This window comes from Emticicia sp. 21SJ11W-3, from assembly GCF_024138715.1.
GTDB classification, from domain to species: domain Bacteria; phylum Bacteroidota; class Bacteroidia; order Cytophagales; family Spirosomataceae; genus Emticicia; species Emticicia fluvialis.
Genome location: NZ_CP092074.1, coordinates 4610966 through 4629662, shown reverse-complemented (window position 1 = coordinate 4629662; position 18697 = coordinate 4610966). Strand labels below are relative to the sequence as shown.

Sequence of the window (18697 nt, the reverse complement as noted above, 5' to 3'; positions counted from 1 at the left end):
GGTCTGAACTTAGTTCAGACCTTTATCTTATCTTTAAGGAACTCAGCTGTATAGTTATTTTCCAGCTTTACCATATCTTCTGGCGTGCCTTCAAAAGTCAGATAGCCACCTTTTTCTCCGCCTTCAGGGCCTAAGTCAATTATCCAGTCGGCCGACTTAATGATTTCCATGTTGTGTTCAATAATAATAACCGAGTCTCCCTGGTCAACCAAGGCATTAATGGCTTTCAGCAGCTTCTTGATGTCATGAAAATGTAGCCCGGTTGTTGGTTCATCAAACACAAACAAGGTTTTACCTTTATCGGCATTGCCTTTGCTTAAGAAGAATGCCAGTTTAACCCTTTGTGCCTCACCACCCGACAAAGTGCTTGACGACTGTCCCAAACCAATGTAACCCAAGCCCACATCCTGCAAAGGTTGAAGTTTCTCGGCCAGTTTCGGGTCACTTTCCCTGAAAAACTCAAGAGCTTCATCCACCGTCATGGCCAGTATATCGGCAATGTCTTTATCTTTATATTTCACTTCCAGAATCTCCTGTTTGAAGCGCTTGCCACCGCAACTTTCGCATTTCAGGCGTACATCAGCCATAAACTGCATCTCTATGGTTTGTTCTCCTTCTCCCTGGCATGCCTCACAACGGCCGCCATCAACGTTGAATGAGAAGAAAGCCGGTTTGTAGTCGCGGGCTTTAGACAGGGGCTGGTCTGACATCAACTGCCTGATAGCATCGTAGGCCTTAATATAGGTAACAGGGTTAGAACGCGACGACTTACCTATTGGGTTCTGGTCAACCATTTCGATCTGCGTAATTCTGTCGAGAGAGCCAATCAACTCGCTGTATTTTCCGGCTTCTTCACTGTATTCTCCTTTTAGCCTGGCAATGGCCGGGAAAAGGATTTTGCGAACCAGTGTAGATTTTCCCGAACCACTCACACCCGTTACCACGGTAAGTGTACCTAGCGGAAATTTTACATCTACCTCTTTTAAATTATTCTCTCTGGCACCTTTTAGTTCAATAAAGTCGGCTGGTTTTCTTCTTTTCTGAGGCACAGGCACATGGTCTTCACCTGTCAGGAAGCGGATAGTGTGGCTTACGACTCCCTCCCCACTGTTGGGGCGGCCGCCGTCGCGGAGGGTTAGGGGTGGGGTTGTTTTCAACCGCATAATATCTTCCCAATTCCCCTGAAACATCAGGTTACCGCCCAGGGTTCCTGCTTCGGGGCCAATGTCAATTATCTCATCAGCTGCCAGCATTACCTCTTCCTCATGCTCTACCACAACTACGGTGTTACCTAAATCTCTTAATGATTCCAGCACACTTACCAAACGGCGCGTATCTCTCGGGTGCAGGCCGATGCTTGGCTCATCTAAAATGTACATTGAACCAACCAGAGCACTACCCAGAGAGGTGGCCAGTTTAATACGTTGAAACTCGCCGCCTGACAGACTGGAGGTTAATCGGTTGAGTGTCAGGTATCCTAAACCAACCCGTTCCATAAAATCCAGACGGCTGTTAATTTCAATCAGTATTCTTTTGGCTATGCCTTGCTGATAATCAGGCAGCTCAAGATTATTAAAGAATTGTGATACATCTGATATCGGCATCAGTACAAGGTCGGTAATAGAAGCGCCACCTACTTTTACATAAGCTGCATCTTTACGCAGTCGCGAGCCCCGGCATTCAGGGCAATCGGTACGCCCCCGATAGCGTGAAAGCATTACCCGGTACTGAACCTTGTGTACCTGGCTTTCTATATCCCGAAAGAATGCGTCCAGGCCTTCAAAATAAGAATTGCCTGTCCAGAGCAGGTCTTTTTGCTCCTGGGTAAGGTCTTTATAAGCCCTGTGAATGGGGAAGTCGAAACGGATGCCGTTTTTGAGTAACGGCGCTACCCACTCGCTCATGCGTTCGGTTCTCCAGGGAGCAATGGCTCCTTCAAATACCGAAAGATTTTTATCCGGAATCACCAGGTCAGGGTCTAAACCCAGAATTTTCCCGAATCCCTCGCAGCGCTTACAGGCGCCATACGGATTATTAAAAGTAAATAGATTAACGCTTGGTTCTTCAAAGGCTATGCCATCTAACTCAAACCTGTCAGAGAAAGTATGTTTCCCCTGGCCAATTACATCTACAATACATTCGCCTTCTCCTTCAAAAAAAGCAGTTTGTATAGAATCTGAGAAACGGAACTGCGTATCTTCATCATATTTTACCACGTTCCGGTCTATCAGAATTTCAATGTTGTGCTGTTTTTCGTCTATAATCTCAGTTCCTTCAACTATTTCTTCAATCTGTTTTATTTCTCCGTCAACCACCACACGGGTGTATCCTTTCTGAAGCAGCAGGTCAAGTTCTTTTTTTACATTCCGGTTGTCTTTTATTTTCAGCGGGGTCAGTACCATTACTCTGGTTCCTTCTTCTTTTGACAGAATAAAATTCACAACATCAGTTACCGTATCTTTTTTTACCTCTTTGCCTGAAACCGGCGAATAGGTAATGCCTATGCGGGCAAACAAGAGCTTCAGGTAGTCGTAGATTTCGGTGGTAGTACCCACAGTAGAGCGCGGGTTTTTGGTGGCTACCTTCTGTTCTATGGCAATAGCCGGCGAAACACCTTTGATGTACTCTACCTCGGGTTTTTCCATACGGCCCAGAAACTGGCGTGCATAAGAGCTGAGACTCTCTACATACATACGCTGGCCTTCGGCAAAGAGGGTATCAAACGCCAGAGACGATTTTCCACTGCCTGAAAGCCCCGTTACCACCACCAGTTTGTTGCGCGGAATGGCAACATCAATATTTTTTAAATTATTTACTTTGGCTCCTTTAATGATGATGAATTGCTTAGGGTCAAGGGCATCAACATCGGGGTATTTTATTAAATTAAGCGCAGAATTGTCCATGCAGAAAAAGCCCGGTGTCCTTCGTACAGATTCGGGTATTTATATTGTTGGAATTGGTAAATCTTTCATTAAGAGAGAAAAGTCTCAAATCATGTAACCAAATAATTAAAGAGATAGTTCTTTTCTGCAATACTAATAATTTGGCCCGTCAATTTCTTGAAATCAGGCTTTTAAATATGTTTCAGGGCTTGCTTTGACGGTATTCTTTTTGTTGATGGCCGGCTGGTCAATCAGGCATCAGAATTAGCAAATAAATAACTGGTAAACGCCGGGCAAAAGCCGTAATTTTGCGTTAAAAATCAGATATCTACTATTGGAAACACCATTTGCAGTAATTTTTGATATGGACGGGGTTATTTGCCACACCAACCCTCACCATTCGCTGGCCTGGAAGGCATTCTTGAAAAAATATGATATTGAGGCCACAGAAGAAGAATTTATAGCCCACATGTATGGCAAAAGCAACAGCTATATTCTGAAATACTTTCTTAAAAGAGAGGTAACCGGCGACGAGTTTAACCTGATGGAGTTTGAGAAGGAGGCGCTGTTCAGACAACTCTATGAACCAGAAGTAGTTGCTATTGAGGGCCTTCTGGATTTTATTGACGACCTGAAAGCCAATGGCATCAAAACGGGTATTGCCACCTCTGCGCCTGTCGAGAACCTTGAAATGATTTTAAACAAACTGCCATTGGCAGATAAAATGCAGTCGCTGTTATCTAGTGCAGATGTAACCCATCATAAGCCCCACCCTGAGGTTTATATAAAATCGGCGGCTAATCTGGGTATACTGCCTGAAAACTGTCTTGTTTTTGAAGATTCGCATTCAGGCGTTACGGCCGGTAAAGCTGCCGGTGCCAAAGTTATTGGGGTTTTAACAACCTATAAAAAGGAAGAATTACCGGTTTGCACCCACTACATTGCAGATTACAGAGGGCTGACGTACCAGCATATTAAATCATTTTTTGAGCTATGACAATTGAGCACGTGGCTGTTTGGGTAAGAAACCTGGATTTGATGCGCGAGTTTTACGTTACTTATTTCGGTGGGGTAGCCAATGAGAAGTATAGAAATGAGAAGAAAAACTATGAGTCATACTTTATTGCTTTTTATTCAGGCGCAAGGCTTGAGCTGATGCAGATGCCCGGTATTACCGATACCACAAATAGTGGGCATGAACAGTTTATGGGTCTTACGCACCTGGCTTTTTCAGTAGGGAGCAAAGCAAAAGTTGATGAAATGACGGAGCTATTCAGAAAAGCTGGTTTTGAGGTTGTTGGAGAGCCCCGATGGACAGGCGACGGCTACTATGAAAGTGTGATTCTGGACCCTGAAAAGAACCGTATAGAAATTACGGCATAAAAATATTTTGTAATTGAATTGTATTATCAGCCATCAGGTCAGTATTGTTTAAAATACATCCTGTTGGCTCTCTTATTTTATGTTTAAGCATTTATCAACATTTTTCTTTCATCGCCAGAGTCTGGCTGTTGCCATGGTTTTTACAGCCATGGGCATGTTGTTTGGCAGTTGGGCTACGCTTATTCCGTTTGTAAAGCAAAAATATGCATTAGATGATGCCCAACTGGGCTTACTGCTGCTTTTTATGCCTCTGGGTGCCGCAGGTATGAACCCCTTTACTACGATTCTCATTAACCGTTTTGGTATGAGAAACACCACCATTGCCGGTCTGATTTTTATGTCGGTGGTGTATGCCATGCCTGTAACCATGAACTACCTGCCGCTGGTAGCCTTTAGTTTGTTTCTGGTGGGTATCAGCATTTCTACCACCAATGTGGCCATGAACACCTGTGTTACCAGTCTTGAGCATCAATATAGCATCAACATCATGTCTACCTGTCATGGTATGTTTAGTGCCGGGCTAATGCTGGGCTCTATTCTGGCAAGTTTTACACAGGGTATGAAAATACCCCCAACTTACCATATGTGGCTGATAACCGTCTGCTTTATAGGTCTTGCATTTTTTATCCGGCCCACGGTTATGAGTATTCATGAAGAAAAGATAGAAGCTGGCGAAGGCGCAAAATTTGTTTTTCCGAAAGGCGCCTTACTATTGATGATACTGATAAGCCTGTGTACCAATATTACCGAAGGTACCATGGCCGACTGGACAGCCGTTTATATGCGCGATGTAGTACAAACACAAGATTACTTTATTGGTTGGGGGCTGGCCGGATACTCACTTTGTATGTCACTGGGTCGTTTTGCCGGCGATGCCCTTATTCCGCGTTATGGCGGAAATCAGGTGCTTAAAATAGGTGGTATTATTGCTGCCGCCGGTATTATTATATCTATTCTATTGCCCTACACAGCCACGGCCATTTTAGGTTTTGCCTTAGTGGGGGCAGGGGTTTCATGCGGGGCGCCTATTCTTTACGGCAGCTCGGCAAGGGTACCCGGCATGGCCAAAGGTGCGGGTTTGGCAACCATGAATACCTTTAGCATGGCCGGATTTCTGGCCGGGCCGGTTCTGATAGGCTTTGTTTCTGAAAGCATAAGCCTGCCTTTTGCTTTTGCTCTGATTGCCTCTCTGGCTTTGGTGTGGGTATTGCTGGTTAATAAAGTAAAGCTTTACTGATTTGTTTTTCAGGATACTGCCAGCCTTTATTTTTTAAACCAATTAATAGAATTTGCATTAAATTCTTTTTCTTCTAATGAATATTATTTACATTTAGCGTGTAAAATTAAAAGGGTGTTGTTATGAAGAAAATTATCTACTCTTTTGGCGTATGCCTGATGGCTACGCAAATACAGGCACAAGTGTATAATAATGGTGCTGAACTCTTTGTGAGCGAAGGTGCCGTTGTGAGCTTTAATACTGATGTAGTAAACGACGGGAAAATCACTAATAACGGTAAGGTACATTTTCAGAAGAATTTTGATAACCTGAGTTTGCTGAAATCGAACGGAACAGTTGTTTTCGACGGTAACAGTATGCAGGTTCTGAGAAGTCCAAAGGAATTGTCTTTCGGGCAGTTAATGCTCGATAACGATTTAAAGCTGGAAGCCCCCTTGCGGGTTGACGGTGCGTTGTCTTTCCGTAGAGGGGTGATTGAATCTTCTTTGCAGAGTCCGCTGATATTCAGTGCTGGCAGCAGATATGACGGAGCCTCGGATTTTTCTCATATCAAAGGTGTAATCAGTAAAGAAGGTAGTGAATCTTTTGAATTTCCGCTGGGAGACGGCAGCAATTATCGCTCTTTCAGGGTAGCGGGTAATCATAGCAATCAGACCTTAACGGCATCGTACCTTTACAGAAGCCCCTTGACTATTTCTGAGAAGGTTTCAGAAAATGTTGACGCTATCAACCAGAATGAATACTGGACACTGAAATCTGAATCGGCCAAAGGTTCAGCAAAAATATCTTTAGCCAATGGGTCTGATTTAGACGGAATAGCGTTTCTTGATAAAGGCACCTGGTCAATAAGTGAAGATGCCAGTCTCTCTGCAACCACTGACCTCGCCAGTGGTACGCTTTTCACCAGAGCCAAAAGTCGTAATATCCAACCGGCTATCGGGGTGTATCCGAACCCTACTGACGGTGAGTTTTTCCTGAAATTATCAGGAATGAATGAAACTGAACTGATAACAGTTGATGTCGTCAACCAGGATGGCACCAGGGTACTGCAAAAAACAGGAACCGTAAAAGACTTACGTAAAGCATATGTATTGCCTGAACACCTGCCTGCAACTGAGCTGACAGTGAGAGTAGTGCGTGGAGACTCAAAAAAGCCTTTGTATCAGAAAATGATATTAAACAAGTAACAACCGGTTAAGTATTGATATTGAAAAAGCTGCCTGTTCTGGGCAGCTTTTTTGTTTTTGAAATAACCCAAATAAATAAATGCAAAAATTTAAGCCCTGCTATGCAACGTTTAAAGTTTTTTTTCATCTTATGGATATAGATACAATAACAAATACAAAATCATGAAAAAGCTATTCATTTTACTCCTATTCATTGCAACTGCTGCTACCGCACAGGAATCTAAGCGTTCATTCAGTTTAAGTGGTTTCGATAAACTCGATATGGGCAACGCCTTTATTATTACGGTTACGCAGTCTAACAATTACAAGATAGAAACTTCAGGACGTGAGCAGGATTTGGAAGACCTGGTTGTGAAAGTATCAAACGGTGAACTCCGGATTGGCTATCCGTCTAACTGGTCTGGCTGGAAAAACCGCAAGGAAGTGTACATCAACATAACCATGCCCAAACTGGTGGCTGTCAGTTTTTCAGGCGCCAGCAAAGCAAAAGTATCGGGTTTCAGCAGCGAATCTTTTGGTATTGATTTGTCGGGCGCGTCGAGCGCTACCTTTGATATTGATGCAAAAAATTTAGCCCTTGATTGTTCAGGCGCTTCAAGTGTTGCTATTGTTGGCGACGGACAGAAGCTCACTGCCGATGTCTCAGGCGCTTCAAGCGTCAATGCTTATGACTTTAAGGTATCTACGGCTACAATTGATGCCTCGGGTTCAAGTGGAGCCAAAGTATATGTTACCAGTAGAATAGTAGCAGAAGCCAGCGGAGCAAGCAGTGTGCGGTACAAAGGCGGCGCTACCTCTGTTGTTGCCAATACTTCAGGTGCAGGAACAGTAAAATCGGCAAATTGATTCGGTATTAAAAGCATCGGGGGGACGCCTTAGCAGTCCCCCCGGTTGTTACATTACTATTTCTTTTTCTGTCATTATCGTCAGTACTTCCGTATCTGTAAGGCGTGTTGCCAGCCCTTGTGTTTTGGGTAGTTCATAATGAAAGAAATATTTCATGGTATGAATTTTACTTTCGTAGAAGTCGGCATCATTGGTGCCTGCCAATAGTTTTTGCTGCGCCACAACGCCTTGTTTCAGCCATTGCCATGCAATTACATTCAGGCTGAAAAGCTCCATATAAAGTGTGGCATCAGACAAGAATCTTTCAATATCACCGGTGCCTGCAATACCCAACAGATGTTTTGTTACCTTCGATAATTGCCCGGTGCTTTCTGTAAGCAGCTGAGCATATTTTATTAAGCCATCGTATTGGTTGGCTGTTTCAATTGTTTTGCCTATTTCAGCAGCAAGCAGTTGCAGGGGTTTTCCGCCCGCAAGCATTATTTTTCTACCCAGTAAATCCTGCGACTGTATCCCGGTTGTACCTTCATAGATAGGCGTAATGCGGATATCACGGTAGTATTGTTCAACCGGGAAATCCTCAGTAAAGCCATATCCGCCAAAGCATTGAACCGCATTGCTGATAGACAACACACCGTATTCACATGGGAAAGTCTTGGCAATCGGTGTCAGCAACTCAACCATCAGGTGAGCGTTCTCTTTTTCTTCAGGGTCATCACTTGCTTCCGACAGGTCGAAATACTTAGAGGTTTCCAGCAACAAAGACAAGCCGCCTTCTACTACCGATTTCTGGAATAGCAGCATCCTTTTCACGTCAGGGTGCTGAATTATCGGTACCTGAGGTGTGTCTAATGCGGTTTTGGCATTTAACCTGCGGCTTTGCGGCCTTTCGTGTGCATACTCTAGGGCAGCATAATAAGCAGCAGAAGTAATAGAAACCCCGGTAAGGCCCACGCCTATACGTGCTTCATTCATCATCTGAAACATATAAGACAACCCTTTATTGGGTTCACCTACCAGATACCCGATACAATCGTCGTTTCTGTCGCCAAAGCCCAAGTGCATGGCGGGTACTCCTTTTTGGCCTAATTTATGATAAATACCCATAGAGGTAACATCATTATCGGTGCCATCCAGCCTGTATTTGGGTACTACAAATAAAGATATTCCTTTGGTGCCCTTTGGCGCGCCTTTAATACGGGCCAGAAACAGATGTATAATGTTTTCGGTTGCATTATGGTCTCCGGCAGAAATAAAAACCTTTTGCCCTCTTATTTTGTAAGCGCCATTTTCCAGAGGCTCGGCAGAAGAGGTAATGTCAGAGAGCGAACTACCCGCCTGTGGCTCGGTAAGGCACATGGTTCCCTGCCATTTGCCGGTAATCATGTTTTCTATATACTGCTTTTTCAGTTCATCAGAGCCAAAGCTGGCAATTAGCCTTGCACCACCGGCGGTAAGGCCTGTATACATCATACCGTTATTGGCCGACATCAGAATGTATCCTACTGTGCTTGTGATAGTTACCGGCATTTGGGCGCCTCCGTTTTCGTAATCGAAGTCTGCTCCGATAATACCAGATTCCCCTACTGCTTTCAGGTAATTTCTGATAGAGGGATGCACCTGCACCTGGCCATCTTTTAGCTCCGGCTGGTTTTTATCAACGTCTTTCAGAAACGGAAACATCAGGTTTTCGGCTATCTGAGTGGCCGTGTCGATGGTCATATCGAAGGTTTCCCTGTTGTGGTCTGCAAAATAGCTATGCCCTGTCAGTGACTCTACGTCATGTACTTCATAAAGTAGAAAATTCACGTTTCTTTTACTGAAGAAATTCTTTGCCATGATACGCTCATTGAAAAGTTTTAAGATGCTGAAATAAAAAGCACACAGCCGGTTACATCAGGCCTAGCATTTTGGCATATTTCATCATGGCGCCCGGGTTAGATATTTTCAGTTTCCCCATCATCATTGCCATCATCGGGTTCATATCGCCGGTTGCAATTTTCACAAAGTCTGCTTCATTGGCCTTAATCACACATTCTGCGGTTCCTTCAAAGCCCTCTTTTAACACTGCTTTGCCGGCTGCTACGTTCATGGTGTAGGTTTCGCTGCCAAAATCAAAATGCAAAGTTGTGTTTACATCTTCAATTTCAGACTCGTTTAACTTGGCTGTTGTGTTTTGTAAATATTCTTTTGCGGTCATTGTCTTGTATTTTTGAGGTAAAAATAGAAAGTCGAAAGTTAATAAAATTAGACTGATATTATGCAAGCATACTAATTTTTTTGTCAAAAATTTGATTTTTTGAAAAAGACTTGAAATATTTGAAACTTGATACAATCAAATTGGCAACAATTTTATTGGTCAAAAACCAGATTTCCGGTCGTTTTCAGGTGTTTAATTATCTTCAGGAAGCCGTATTAAGATAAGCCTCCTGAACCCCGTAGTTAGTTCTGGCAAATGCCTGCCCAATAATTGCAGATGATAGCTTATTTGCTTTTGCCGGTACATATACCGCTGAAAGCAAATGGCGTTTAATTGAAAAACCAAAGAATAAATGAAAAGAGTAATAGCCATATTTGCCTGTATTTTTTGGGTTTATCAGGTGGCCGGGCAAAGTAAAATAAAAAATGATAGCCTTGCTTTTAATGCGAATGATACGCTGACTATAAAAGACAAAAAACAGTTACTGAGAGAAGCAAAAAACAGGGCAGATTCGCTAAAAATTGGTTTCTGGAAACCGCGAAATGCGCAATTTGGTATCAATTTTAGTCAGGCGTCATTTAACAACTGGCAGGGTGGGGGTACCAATAACTGGAGCATCGGTGCATTGTTTAATAACAGGTCTGAATATTACAAAAATAAGGGAGCTTTTACAGGCGAGGTTCAGTTTCAACTGGGAACTGTCAATAACAGAGGCCAGAGACCGGCCAAAAGTATTGACCGTCTTTTTATGGAAACCAAGTATTCGCATAAGTTAAATCCTAAAATAAACTGGTTTGGGACAGTCAACTTCTTAACACAGTTTGCCAAAGGCGTGGTGTATCAGGACGACGGCCTGCCTACTGAGCAGAGACGAACGATTTCAGGGTTTCTGGCTCCCGGTTATTTGTCAGAAGGCTTCGGGGTTGAGTACAAGCCGGTAAGTTACTTTTTAGTGCAGTTAGGGGGTGCAACCTTACGCCATACATTTGTGCTAAACGATAAAATTTATACTGATTTTACTGAGTTTAACAAATCTACTGATGCCTACGGTATTGCTCCGGGTAAAAAAGTGCTTACCGAGATGGGCTTTCAGATGGTGGCCTCATTGGATAAAGATATTATAAAAAACGTTAATCTTAAGTGCCGTTATCAAGCCTTTCAGGCCTATGTAACCAGAAAATTGTTGCCCAATAAAAACACTATCGACCATAACATTAACCTTATTGCCACAGCCAAGGTAAACAGATACCTGAATCTTAATTTCACGATGCTGGCCATATATGATAAAGACCAGATAGATAAATTTCAGATAAGCCAGGCCTTTGCTGCCGGGTTATTATTTAAACTGTAAATTTTTAACTTTATAAACGCCTGAAAATTATGTTTCAAGAATTTAGAACTTTTATTGCCAAAGGCAATGTACTTGACCTGGCCATTGGAGTTGTGATTGGTGCAGCCTTTGGCAAAATTACTACCTCTTTGGTTGAAGATATCATTATGCCTATCGTCAATGTTTTTACCAGTGGTGGTATTACAGGGGGCATAGTGCTTAAAAAAGCCACTGTTGATGCCGCCGGTCAGCAGATTCCTGCCATTGTTATTAACTACGGTAATTTCTTGAGTGTGGTTATTAATTTCTTTATTATAGCCTGGGTGCTATTCCTGATTGTAAAAGCAGCCAACAAACTGAAGTTAACCGAGCCGAAATAATCTTCTGCATTCTTAAGCTTTTTTCCAGCCTTTAACCGGGGGCATGATGATTAGCTTTTGGTTTTTATAAAGGTCTGTATATCCTTATTTTTTCAATCAGCTATTGAGTCTGGCAGGCATATTAAAAGTATTATCTGTATCAAAAACCACCGGAAATGCCCCTTAATAAAATTTAAAATTTTTGTTTTTCTTTCAATCCTAAATAAATTACATTTGTTATCGAATTTTAGTTTAGGCTTATAATAGCCTTACCGAAATTTAATTTGTGCTTTACCTTATAATCCTGCGGATACCCGCTCTGTTATTTCATGGAAACGTGGTTAAAAGATAAACTGCGTGGCGACTGGCAAATATGGTTTATTATTGCCGTGCTATCGTTATTCAGTATGCTGGTGGTTTATAGCGCCAGCTCAGCTCTTGCCTATAAACGTGCCGGCGGTAACACCGAAAGTTACCTGCTCTCGCATACGGGTCATTTGGTGCTGGGAATTATGGTTATCTGGTTCATGCATCGCATAAACTATACCAATTTCGCAGTTATTTCAAGACTTTTGCTCTGGGTTACACCCATCATTTTGTTGTACACGTATTTTTTCGGAACTACCGTTGGGGGTACCAAACGCTGGATAAACATCTTTGGGGTGTCTTTTCAGTCGTCAGATCTGGTTCGGTTGGTGCTTATCACCAATCTGGCTGCCATGCTGGCCCGCCGACAAAATGTGGAGTATAATCCTAAAACGCTGTTGGGTCTTATTTTCTGGTGCGGCCTGTTATGTGGAATGCTGGCAGTAACCAACTTTTCAACGGCGGTTATTCTGGGCATTACCTGTTTCATTATTATGTGGGTGGGTCGTGTACCGAGCCGTTATCTTTTCCGGATGGCCACTTTTGTAATCAGTGCAATTGTGATAGTGCTGAGCATTAGTATTTTTCTTTATAACAAAGGAATTGATTTTGGCCGTGGTCAGGTGGTTTTAGAGCGTATTGAAGCTTTTGCCAAAGTAGATTTAAATAACGACAAAATAATCGGTAGCCCCGACAGAGATGATACTTACCAGAGAGACCAGGCCATGATAGCCATTGCCCGGGGTGGGACAGTGGGTATTGGCCCGGGTAAGAGTTTTCAGAGAAACTACCTGCCGGATGCTTTTTCTGACTATATATATGCTATTGTAGTAGAGGAGTACGGTCTTGTAGGGGCGGTGCTTGTTATGTTTATGTATCTATGGCTATTGTACAGAGGCCTCAAGAATGTAGAATACACCAACAGGGCATTTGGCGGGCTTTTATGTGTTGGCCTAACGTTCAGCATTGTTTTTCAGGCATTTGTACACATGTTTATTAATGTGGGGCTAGGCCCGGTAACCGGGCAGACATTACCTCTGATGAGCATGGGGGGTACCTCCATTTTATTTACATCAGTAGCCATTGGTATTGTGTTGAGTGTTACCAAGGGCGAACACGATGAGGGCAAAGTAGTGGCCTGATTTATTGTATTAACCTAACCATTTACAGCTATTTTCCGGATGAGCAAAGGCGCAAAAATAATTATTTCTGGTGGCGGCACAGGGGGGCATATCTACCCTGCGGTGGCAATTGCCAATGAGTTGAAAGCCAAAGACCCGGGCATTGAAATCTTGTTTGTAGGCGCCGAAGGAAAAATGGAAATGGAAAAGGTACCCAAAGCAGGCTACAAAATTATTGGGCTTCCCATTGCCGGCATTAACCGTTCAAATATGCTGGCCAATCTGGGTTTACCGTTTAAGCTGCTGCGCAGCTTATGGAAAACCTATCAGATAATAAAAGACTTTAAGCCCGATGCCGCTATTGGCGTGGGGGGTTATGCAAGCGGCCCAACTTTGATAATGGCCAATTTTCTGAACGTGCCAACGTTGATTCAGGAACAGAATTCATTTGCAGGCGTAACCAATAAAAACCTGGCTAAAAAAGCCAGAAAGATATGCGTGGCGTATCCGGGCATGGAGCGGTTTTTTCCGAAAGAAAAAATTGTGCTTACAGGTAACCCTGTCAGAAAAGATATCCTCGAAACAGCCTCTAAACGCCAACAGGCGCTGGCGTATTTCAAGTTGAACGACGACAGGAAGGTGTTACTCATTATTGGGGGCAGCCAGGGTGCAAGAACCATTAATGAATCAATACTGGCGGGGTTGAACGATTTGATTTCAAATGATTTACAGATTATCTGGCAAACAGGTAAATTGTTTATTGATAAAGCCAGGGCGGCAGTAGATGCCTTACAGACCAGCCGTGTGTATGTGTCAGACTTTATTTATGAAATGGATCTGGCTTATGCAGCGGCCGACCTCGTGGTGTCTCGCGCAGGAGCCTTGTCGGTTTCTGAGTTATGTCTTACGGCCAAGCCGTCAATACTGGTGCCGTTTCCGGCAGCTGCCGAAGACCACCAGACACATAATGCGCTAAACCTGGTAAATGCAAATGCCGCCTGGTGGGTAAAAGATGCAGAGGCGAGAGAAAAACTGGTTGATCAGGTGATAGCTCTGGCTGATGACCCCAAAACCATGAACGAATTAAGCAGAAACATAAAAACTTTAGGAAAGCCCAACGCAGGGCAGGAAATAGCAGAAGAAGTTCTGGCTTTGATTTAAAATTACCGGACACACCATCACCCTATGAAAATTTTCTTTTCTGAAAACAGAGTTGATTACTCTAATTATACTTTCGACTACGCCATTTATTGCCTGAAAGAAACACAGGAAGAGCTGGCCGGAATTTATGAAAAAGGTTTTTTACCCTATACCGGTGATCTGAGTATTGAAGGAGATATATTTTATCTGGCCAGAAGCCTGAGAGTTGAGCTTGAAAACTTTGATGATACCTCAGAAAACCGCAGGGTCAACAGGCTGGTGGAGCCTCTTAGAATAGAGTTGGAAGTTATCAGAAAAGAAGACTTTAACCTGGACGACCCCGCCTTTACTGATTTTTGCCAGGCCTATATTTCGCAGCGAATCGGTGACGACAACATGAGCCTTGAACGCTGGCAGTATATATTATCAAGAGAGACAGGAACGCATATCCTTAGATTTACCTCAGAGGGAAAGTTCTTAGGCTTTATACTGGGCGCTATGGGTGACAGTTTTCTGCATTACTGGTTTGCATTTTTTGATACCGAATATATGCGTACCCACTCTTTAGGCAAATGGATGATGTGGCGGGCTATCAGATGGGCAAAAGATAACGGCCTTAAATATGTGTATCTGGGTACTGCCTACAAGCCTTCGGCTTTGTATAAAATAAGAGACCACAAGGGCCTGTCTTATTTTAACGGCCACCAGTGGAGCAAAGATGTGGAGCGCCTTAAGGAACTATGCAAAACTGACCTGGAGGCCAAAGAAGCCGACCAGTTTAAGTTAATGCCGGATAGAAATACGTTTCTTAAAAACCTTTAAAGTGCCGGAATCAGCTCAGCACTGATTCTGCTACAATGCAAACCTTATTTTTAAGTACAGCCTGAAATGGAAAAGAAATTAAACATAATGAAAATCGGCCGGTGGCTAATGGCAGGTGTTGCCATCATAGCGGTTGTTGCGCTTATCGTGTTTTCAAGCAATACTTTTTCAACTGACCGCTGCAAGAAAATAGAAGTTAAAATCAAAAACGCCGACGATCAGTTTTTTATTGACAGACACGAAGTTGAAGAACTGGCTACCAATTACGGTACCGACCAACTGAAGGGTAAGCTTTTTAAGGAGATAGACTTACAGGAGATTGAAAAAAGAGTCTTAAAGAATAAACAAATCAAGAGTTGTCAGGTTTTTAGAGGTATTGAGGGAAACCTGAACATTGATATTGAGCAGCACATACCCATTGCCCGTATTCTTGGTTCTGACGGCCGTGAAGATGTATATGTAGATAATGAGGGCAGCTTTTTCCCGCTCTCTGAAAGATATTCCGCAAGAATTGTATTGCTTTCGGGCGAATATTTCCGAAATTTGCCAAGTTTAAAGCAAAAACGTCAGCAAAAGTTGATGAGCTTTATTAATTTAATTAATGAAGACAGTTTCTTGAAAGCCCAGTTTACCCAGCTGGATATAGACCAGGCCGGTAATATCAGTATTGTGCCACTTTTAGGAAACCACACCATTGAGTTTGGCGCGCCAGAGAATATTCAGAACAGATTAAACAGACTAAAGATATTCTATAAGCAGATATTGCCTGTGCAGGGATGGGATAAATTTACACGGGTAAGTGTAAAATATGACGGGCAACTGGTTTGTAAATAATGCATGAAAACGGCATTGAAAATACGTTCACAAGGCAAAGAGCAGTGAATGATGTCCTAAAAACTAATGAAATGAGTAAAGGCGTAATAGTAGGTATTGATATTGGCAGCACAAAAATTTGTGCCGTTGCAGGAATAATGGATGGTGTTGAGAAAGTGAAGATTCTTGACATCGTGGAAGAACCTACCCAAAGGGGTCGTGTCTCTAATGGCACGGTTGTAAATCTTGAGTTTACAGCAAAAGACATAGACCGTATACTGACAGTTTTGTCTGACAAGGCCGATATCAATATTAACAACGTAATTGTCAATATATCCGGCGAAAACGTAGAGGGGCGGTCACATCAGAGTTCAATTACACGTAATGACAGCCGAAGTACCATACGCAAAGAAGAAATAGAAAGATTAGCAGTTGATATCCGGAAATCGTTCCGGCCAACGGCAGGTAACGTCATCATCCATACATTTCCTCAGGAGTTTTTAGTTGACAAAACCACTGTGCCTGATAATCCCGTAGGCCGTTTTGGCATTATACTGGGTGGCAATTTCTTTTTGGTTTCTACACCCAATGACCCGCATCTGGCCTTACGCCGGACCATCGAAAGCGTGGGTGTAAAAGTACAGAACAACCGCAGATTTATTCCGCTTAAAATAGTTCATACACTGTTTACACCCCTGGCCGATGCAATGGCCGTGTTAAGTGAGATTGACCGTAAACTGGGTGTGGTAGTGGTTAACATCGGTGGCGACACAACCGAGATTGCTATTTTTCAGGAGAGTGGCCTACGCCACATTGCCGTAATACCGTTTGCCGGTAAAAGCATTACCAACGATTTGGTAAAGGCCTTTCAGATTCTGCCAGACCACGCCGAAAAACTGAAACTTATTATGGGGGCAGTGCCACCTAATGAGGTAGGAAAAAATGAGATAATTAAGATTCCGGGTATTGAGGGGCTGCCAGATAAAGAAATTGTGGCGCAAAATGTGAGTATCATCATTGAAGAGCGTCTGAAAGAAATAGCCACCATGGTAATGGCCGAGATCATGCATTCGGGTTATGATGGGCAGTTGATTAGCGGTGTAGTACTAACCGGAGGTACCTCTAATATTGCCATGATAAAAGATGTGTTTGCTCAGGTAACCAATGGCATGAACATCCGCGTAGGCAACACTATCAGAAACATAGGAGAAAGTGCGATAAGTAAAATCACCGACCCCAAGTATGCCACTGTTGTTGGCCTGGTGCTATCAGGCTTTTTGCCGCTCGATGAACGTGTACCGCAAGAGGTTATATGGGGTGATTTGCCTGAGAGCCAGTCACAAAGCGGTTACATGAATGGCGTCGATACACCTTCGGTGAGTCGTAATAGCGGAAAAAGAGAAGAGCCACAGGATGACGAGCCCACTAGTGGAGGTCTCTTTGGCTGGTTAAAAAAGAAAGTCTCATCAGCTGGTAAGATTGACATGGGAGACGACAAAAATTATACAAACTAGTATTCAATTATATTATTTATAAAGAGCAGATATTTTCTGGTATCAGGCATTTAAAGCCCTTTGTAGCCAATGGCTAAACGCACCGATACCATATTTGGCAGAGATGTACATTAAAGCAACTGTTTTCCAAAAGCAATTGCCTTAGTATTTATATTTCTTTGAAAAATACTTTCCTAATCTACATAAATTCTTTCTTATTATGTCGCCAGAACCAGACTTCGAAATCGTTACAAGTAAAAACAAATTCAAGAACATCATTAAGGTAATTGGTGTGGGTGGTGCCGGCTGTAATGCCGTTAAACACATGCACAAGCTGGGTGTAACTGATATTGGTCTGGTTATTTGTAATACAGATTTGCAGGCGCTTGAATCGGCTCCGTCGGGTATCCACAGGTTGCAGATTGGCATAGAACTAACCAAGGGGTTAGGTGCCGGTACTGAAGCGGCAATGGGTAAAAAGGCTGCTGAAGAAAGCGAAAAAGTGATTCGGGAAGTATTAAAAGCGCCTACTGAGATGGTTTTCATCACTGCGGGTATGGGTGGCGGTACCGGTACAGGTGCAGCCCCTGTAATAGCGCGCATTGCCAAAGAGATGGGCCTGCTTACCGTTGCCGTTGTTACAGACCCTTTTACTTTTGAAGGAGAAGACAAAATTGTGCAGGCACGTGCCGGAATTGAAGAACTTAAAAATTGCAGTGATACCGTACTGATTATCAAGAATGAGCGTCTTGAACAACAATACGGCGATATGGATATAGAAGAAGCCTACGCCAAGGCAGATGATGTGCTGGCCAATGGCGTAAAAAGTATTGCAGAGCTTATTACACGGCCGGGTATTATAAACCTTGACTTTGCCGATGTGAAAAAAGTTTTAGGTAATGCGGGTCAGGCTGTAATGGGTACAGCAGAGGCAGAGGGAGAAAGACGGGCCGAAGATGCCATTAAATCGGCGCTTTCGTCACCATTGCTTGAGAGCAACGGTATAGGCGGGGCACAAAGAGTACTGGTAAGTATTGCCTATAGCACCGAGCATAAAATCAAGCTTTCAGACCAGACACTGGTTACCAAGTTTATTGAAAGCCAGATTCAGACCAAGGCAAGGCTTTTCAAGCATGGTTTTGCTATTGACGAAAACCTGAAGTCTAAAGTTAGGGTAACAATTGTAGCTGCCGGCTTTGATTTGGGAATTGAAAATGAGCCGCAGGAACCAGAAGTGAAAGACAAAAACGGGGAGCGGAAAACCGGAGAGGCTGTCAGGACAAAAAACGCGGTTTCAGCTGTGGCTGAGCATCAGAAAACGGATGACAGTGAACGAATTAAAAACATGATTCAGCGTTTTATGAGAGAGGGATACCGGAATCCGGCTTTAAGCACACCTACTTATGTCCGTAACGGAATTGAATTACAGGATGTGAAAAAACTGCGGCAAAGTGGTAAAGTTCTTGAGTATGACCTTGATTATTTGTTGGGCATGATGGAATCAAGCAGATAATTTTT

General features: G+C 43.1%; 16 protein-coding genes. 13 read left to right on the top strand and 3 right to left on the bottom strand.

Going from position 1 to position 18697, the window contains the following annotated elements:
* Window positions 1–14: 14 nt before the first annotated feature.
* A complete protein-coding gene (gene uvrA / locus MB380_RS19565) occupies window positions 15–2903 on the bottom strand; it encodes an excinuclease ABC subunit UvrA (RefSeq protein WP_253530458.1) in 2889 nt (962 codons plus the stop codon).
* Window positions 2904–3216: 313 nt separating this feature from the next.
* Here uvrA and MB380_RS19560 point away from each other — a divergent pair, with 313 nt between their 5' ends.
* From MB380_RS19560 to MB380_RS19540, 5 genes are all read left to right on the top strand, one after another.
* Window positions 3217–3879 (top strand): HAD family phosphatase, encoded by a 663-nt coding sequence (locus tag MB380_RS19560; RefSeq protein ID WP_253530456.1) that lies wholly within the window; start codon window positions 3217–3219, stop codon window positions 3877–3879.
* Entirely contained in the window at window positions 3876–4265 is a 390-nt protein-coding gene (locus MB380_RS19555; RefSeq protein ID WP_253530453.1) for a VOC family protein, read from the top strand. Before MB380_RS19560 ends, MB380_RS19555 begins: the two co-directional genes overlap by 4 nt.
* A 79-nt stretch (window positions 4266–4344) precedes the next feature.
* Window positions 4345–5502, top strand: a complete 1158-nt coding sequence (locus MB380_RS19550; RefSeq protein ID WP_253530438.1) for an MFS transporter — start codon at window positions 4345–4347, stop codon at window positions 5500–5502.
* A 122-nt stretch (window positions 5503–5624) separates the two neighbouring features.
* Window positions 5625–6689, top strand: coding sequence for a hypothetical protein (locus MB380_RS19545; RefSeq protein WP_253530436.1), 1065 nt, complete (start codon window positions 5625–5627; stop codon window positions 6687–6689).
* A gap of 162 nt (window positions 6690–6851) precedes the next feature.
* Window positions 6852–7535 carry a head GIN domain-containing protein gene (locus tag MB380_RS19540; RefSeq protein ID WP_253530434.1) on the top strand — a complete coding sequence of 228 codons (684 nt, stop codon included), beginning with the start codon at window positions 6852–6854 and terminating at the stop codon, window positions 7533–7535.
* Window positions 7536–7583: 48 nt separating this feature from the next.
* Here the strand turns inward: MB380_RS19540 and MB380_RS19535 are convergent, their stop codons facing one another.
* Both MB380_RS19535 and MB380_RS19530 read right to left on the bottom strand, forming a co-directional pair.
* The gene (locus tag MB380_RS19535; protein WP_253530432.1) at window positions 7584–9374 is read right to left on the bottom strand and encodes an acyl-CoA dehydrogenase; all 1791 of its coding nucleotides are present in this window, start codon (window positions 9372–9374) and stop codon (window positions 7584–7586) included.
* A 52-nt stretch (window positions 9375–9426) separates the two neighbouring features.
* Entirely contained in the window at window positions 9427–9735 is a 309-nt protein-coding gene (locus MB380_RS19530; RefSeq protein WP_253530430.1) for an SCP2 sterol-binding domain-containing protein, read from the bottom strand.
* A gap of 352 nt (window positions 9736–10087) precedes the next feature.
* On the opposite strand from MB380_RS19530, the gene MB380_RS19525 reads away from it, so the two are divergent.
* The 8 genes from MB380_RS19525 (at window position 10088) to ftsZ (ending at window position 18692) form a co-directional block, all read left to right on the top strand.
* A complete protein-coding gene (locus tag MB380_RS19525; protein ID WP_253530428.1) occupies window positions 10088–11086 on the top strand; it encodes a DUF3078 domain-containing protein in 999 nt (332 codons plus the stop codon).
* A 29-nt stretch (window positions 11087–11115) separates the two neighbouring features.
* On the top strand, window positions 11116–11445 hold the full coding sequence (mscL, locus tag MB380_RS19520; protein WP_101724470.1) for a large conductance mechanosensitive channel protein MscL: 330 nt from the start codon (window positions 11116–11118) through the stop codon (window positions 11443–11445).
* Window positions 11446–11753: 308 nt separating this feature from the next.
* Complete coding sequence (locus MB380_RS19515; protein WP_253530425.1) at window positions 11754–12932, top strand: FtsW/RodA/SpoVE family cell cycle protein; 1179 nt, start codon at window positions 11754–11756, stop codon at window positions 12930–12932.
* Window positions 12933–12971: 39 nt separating this feature from the next.
* Entirely contained in the window at window positions 12972–14072 is a 1101-nt protein-coding gene (gene murG, locus MB380_RS19510) for an undecaprenyldiphospho-muramoylpentapeptide beta-N-acetylglucosaminyltransferase (RefSeq protein ID WP_253530422.1), read from the top strand.
* Between the two features lie 24 nt (window positions 14073–14096).
* Window positions 14097–14873, top strand: coding sequence for a GNAT family N-acetyltransferase (locus MB380_RS19505; RefSeq protein ID WP_253530411.1), 777 nt, complete (start codon window positions 14097–14099; stop codon window positions 14871–14873).
* A 66-nt stretch (window positions 14874–14939) separates the two neighbouring features.
* The gene (locus tag MB380_RS19500; protein WP_253530400.1) at window positions 14940–15707 is read left to right on the top strand and encodes a cell division protein FtsQ/DivIB; all 768 of its coding nucleotides are present in this window, start codon (window positions 14940–14942) and stop codon (window positions 15705–15707) included.
* A 71-nt stretch (window positions 15708–15778) separates the two neighbouring features.
* Window positions 15779–17200, top strand: coding sequence for a cell division protein FtsA (ftsA, locus tag MB380_RS19495; protein ID WP_253530397.1), 1422 nt, complete (start codon window positions 15779–15781; stop codon window positions 17198–17200).
* Window positions 17201–17399: 199 nt separating this feature from the next.
* On the top strand, window positions 17400–18692 hold the full coding sequence (gene ftsZ / locus MB380_RS19490) for a cell division protein FtsZ (protein WP_253530394.1): 1293 nt from the start codon (window positions 17400–17402) through the stop codon (window positions 18690–18692).
* Window positions 18693–18697: the final 5 nt, after the last annotated feature.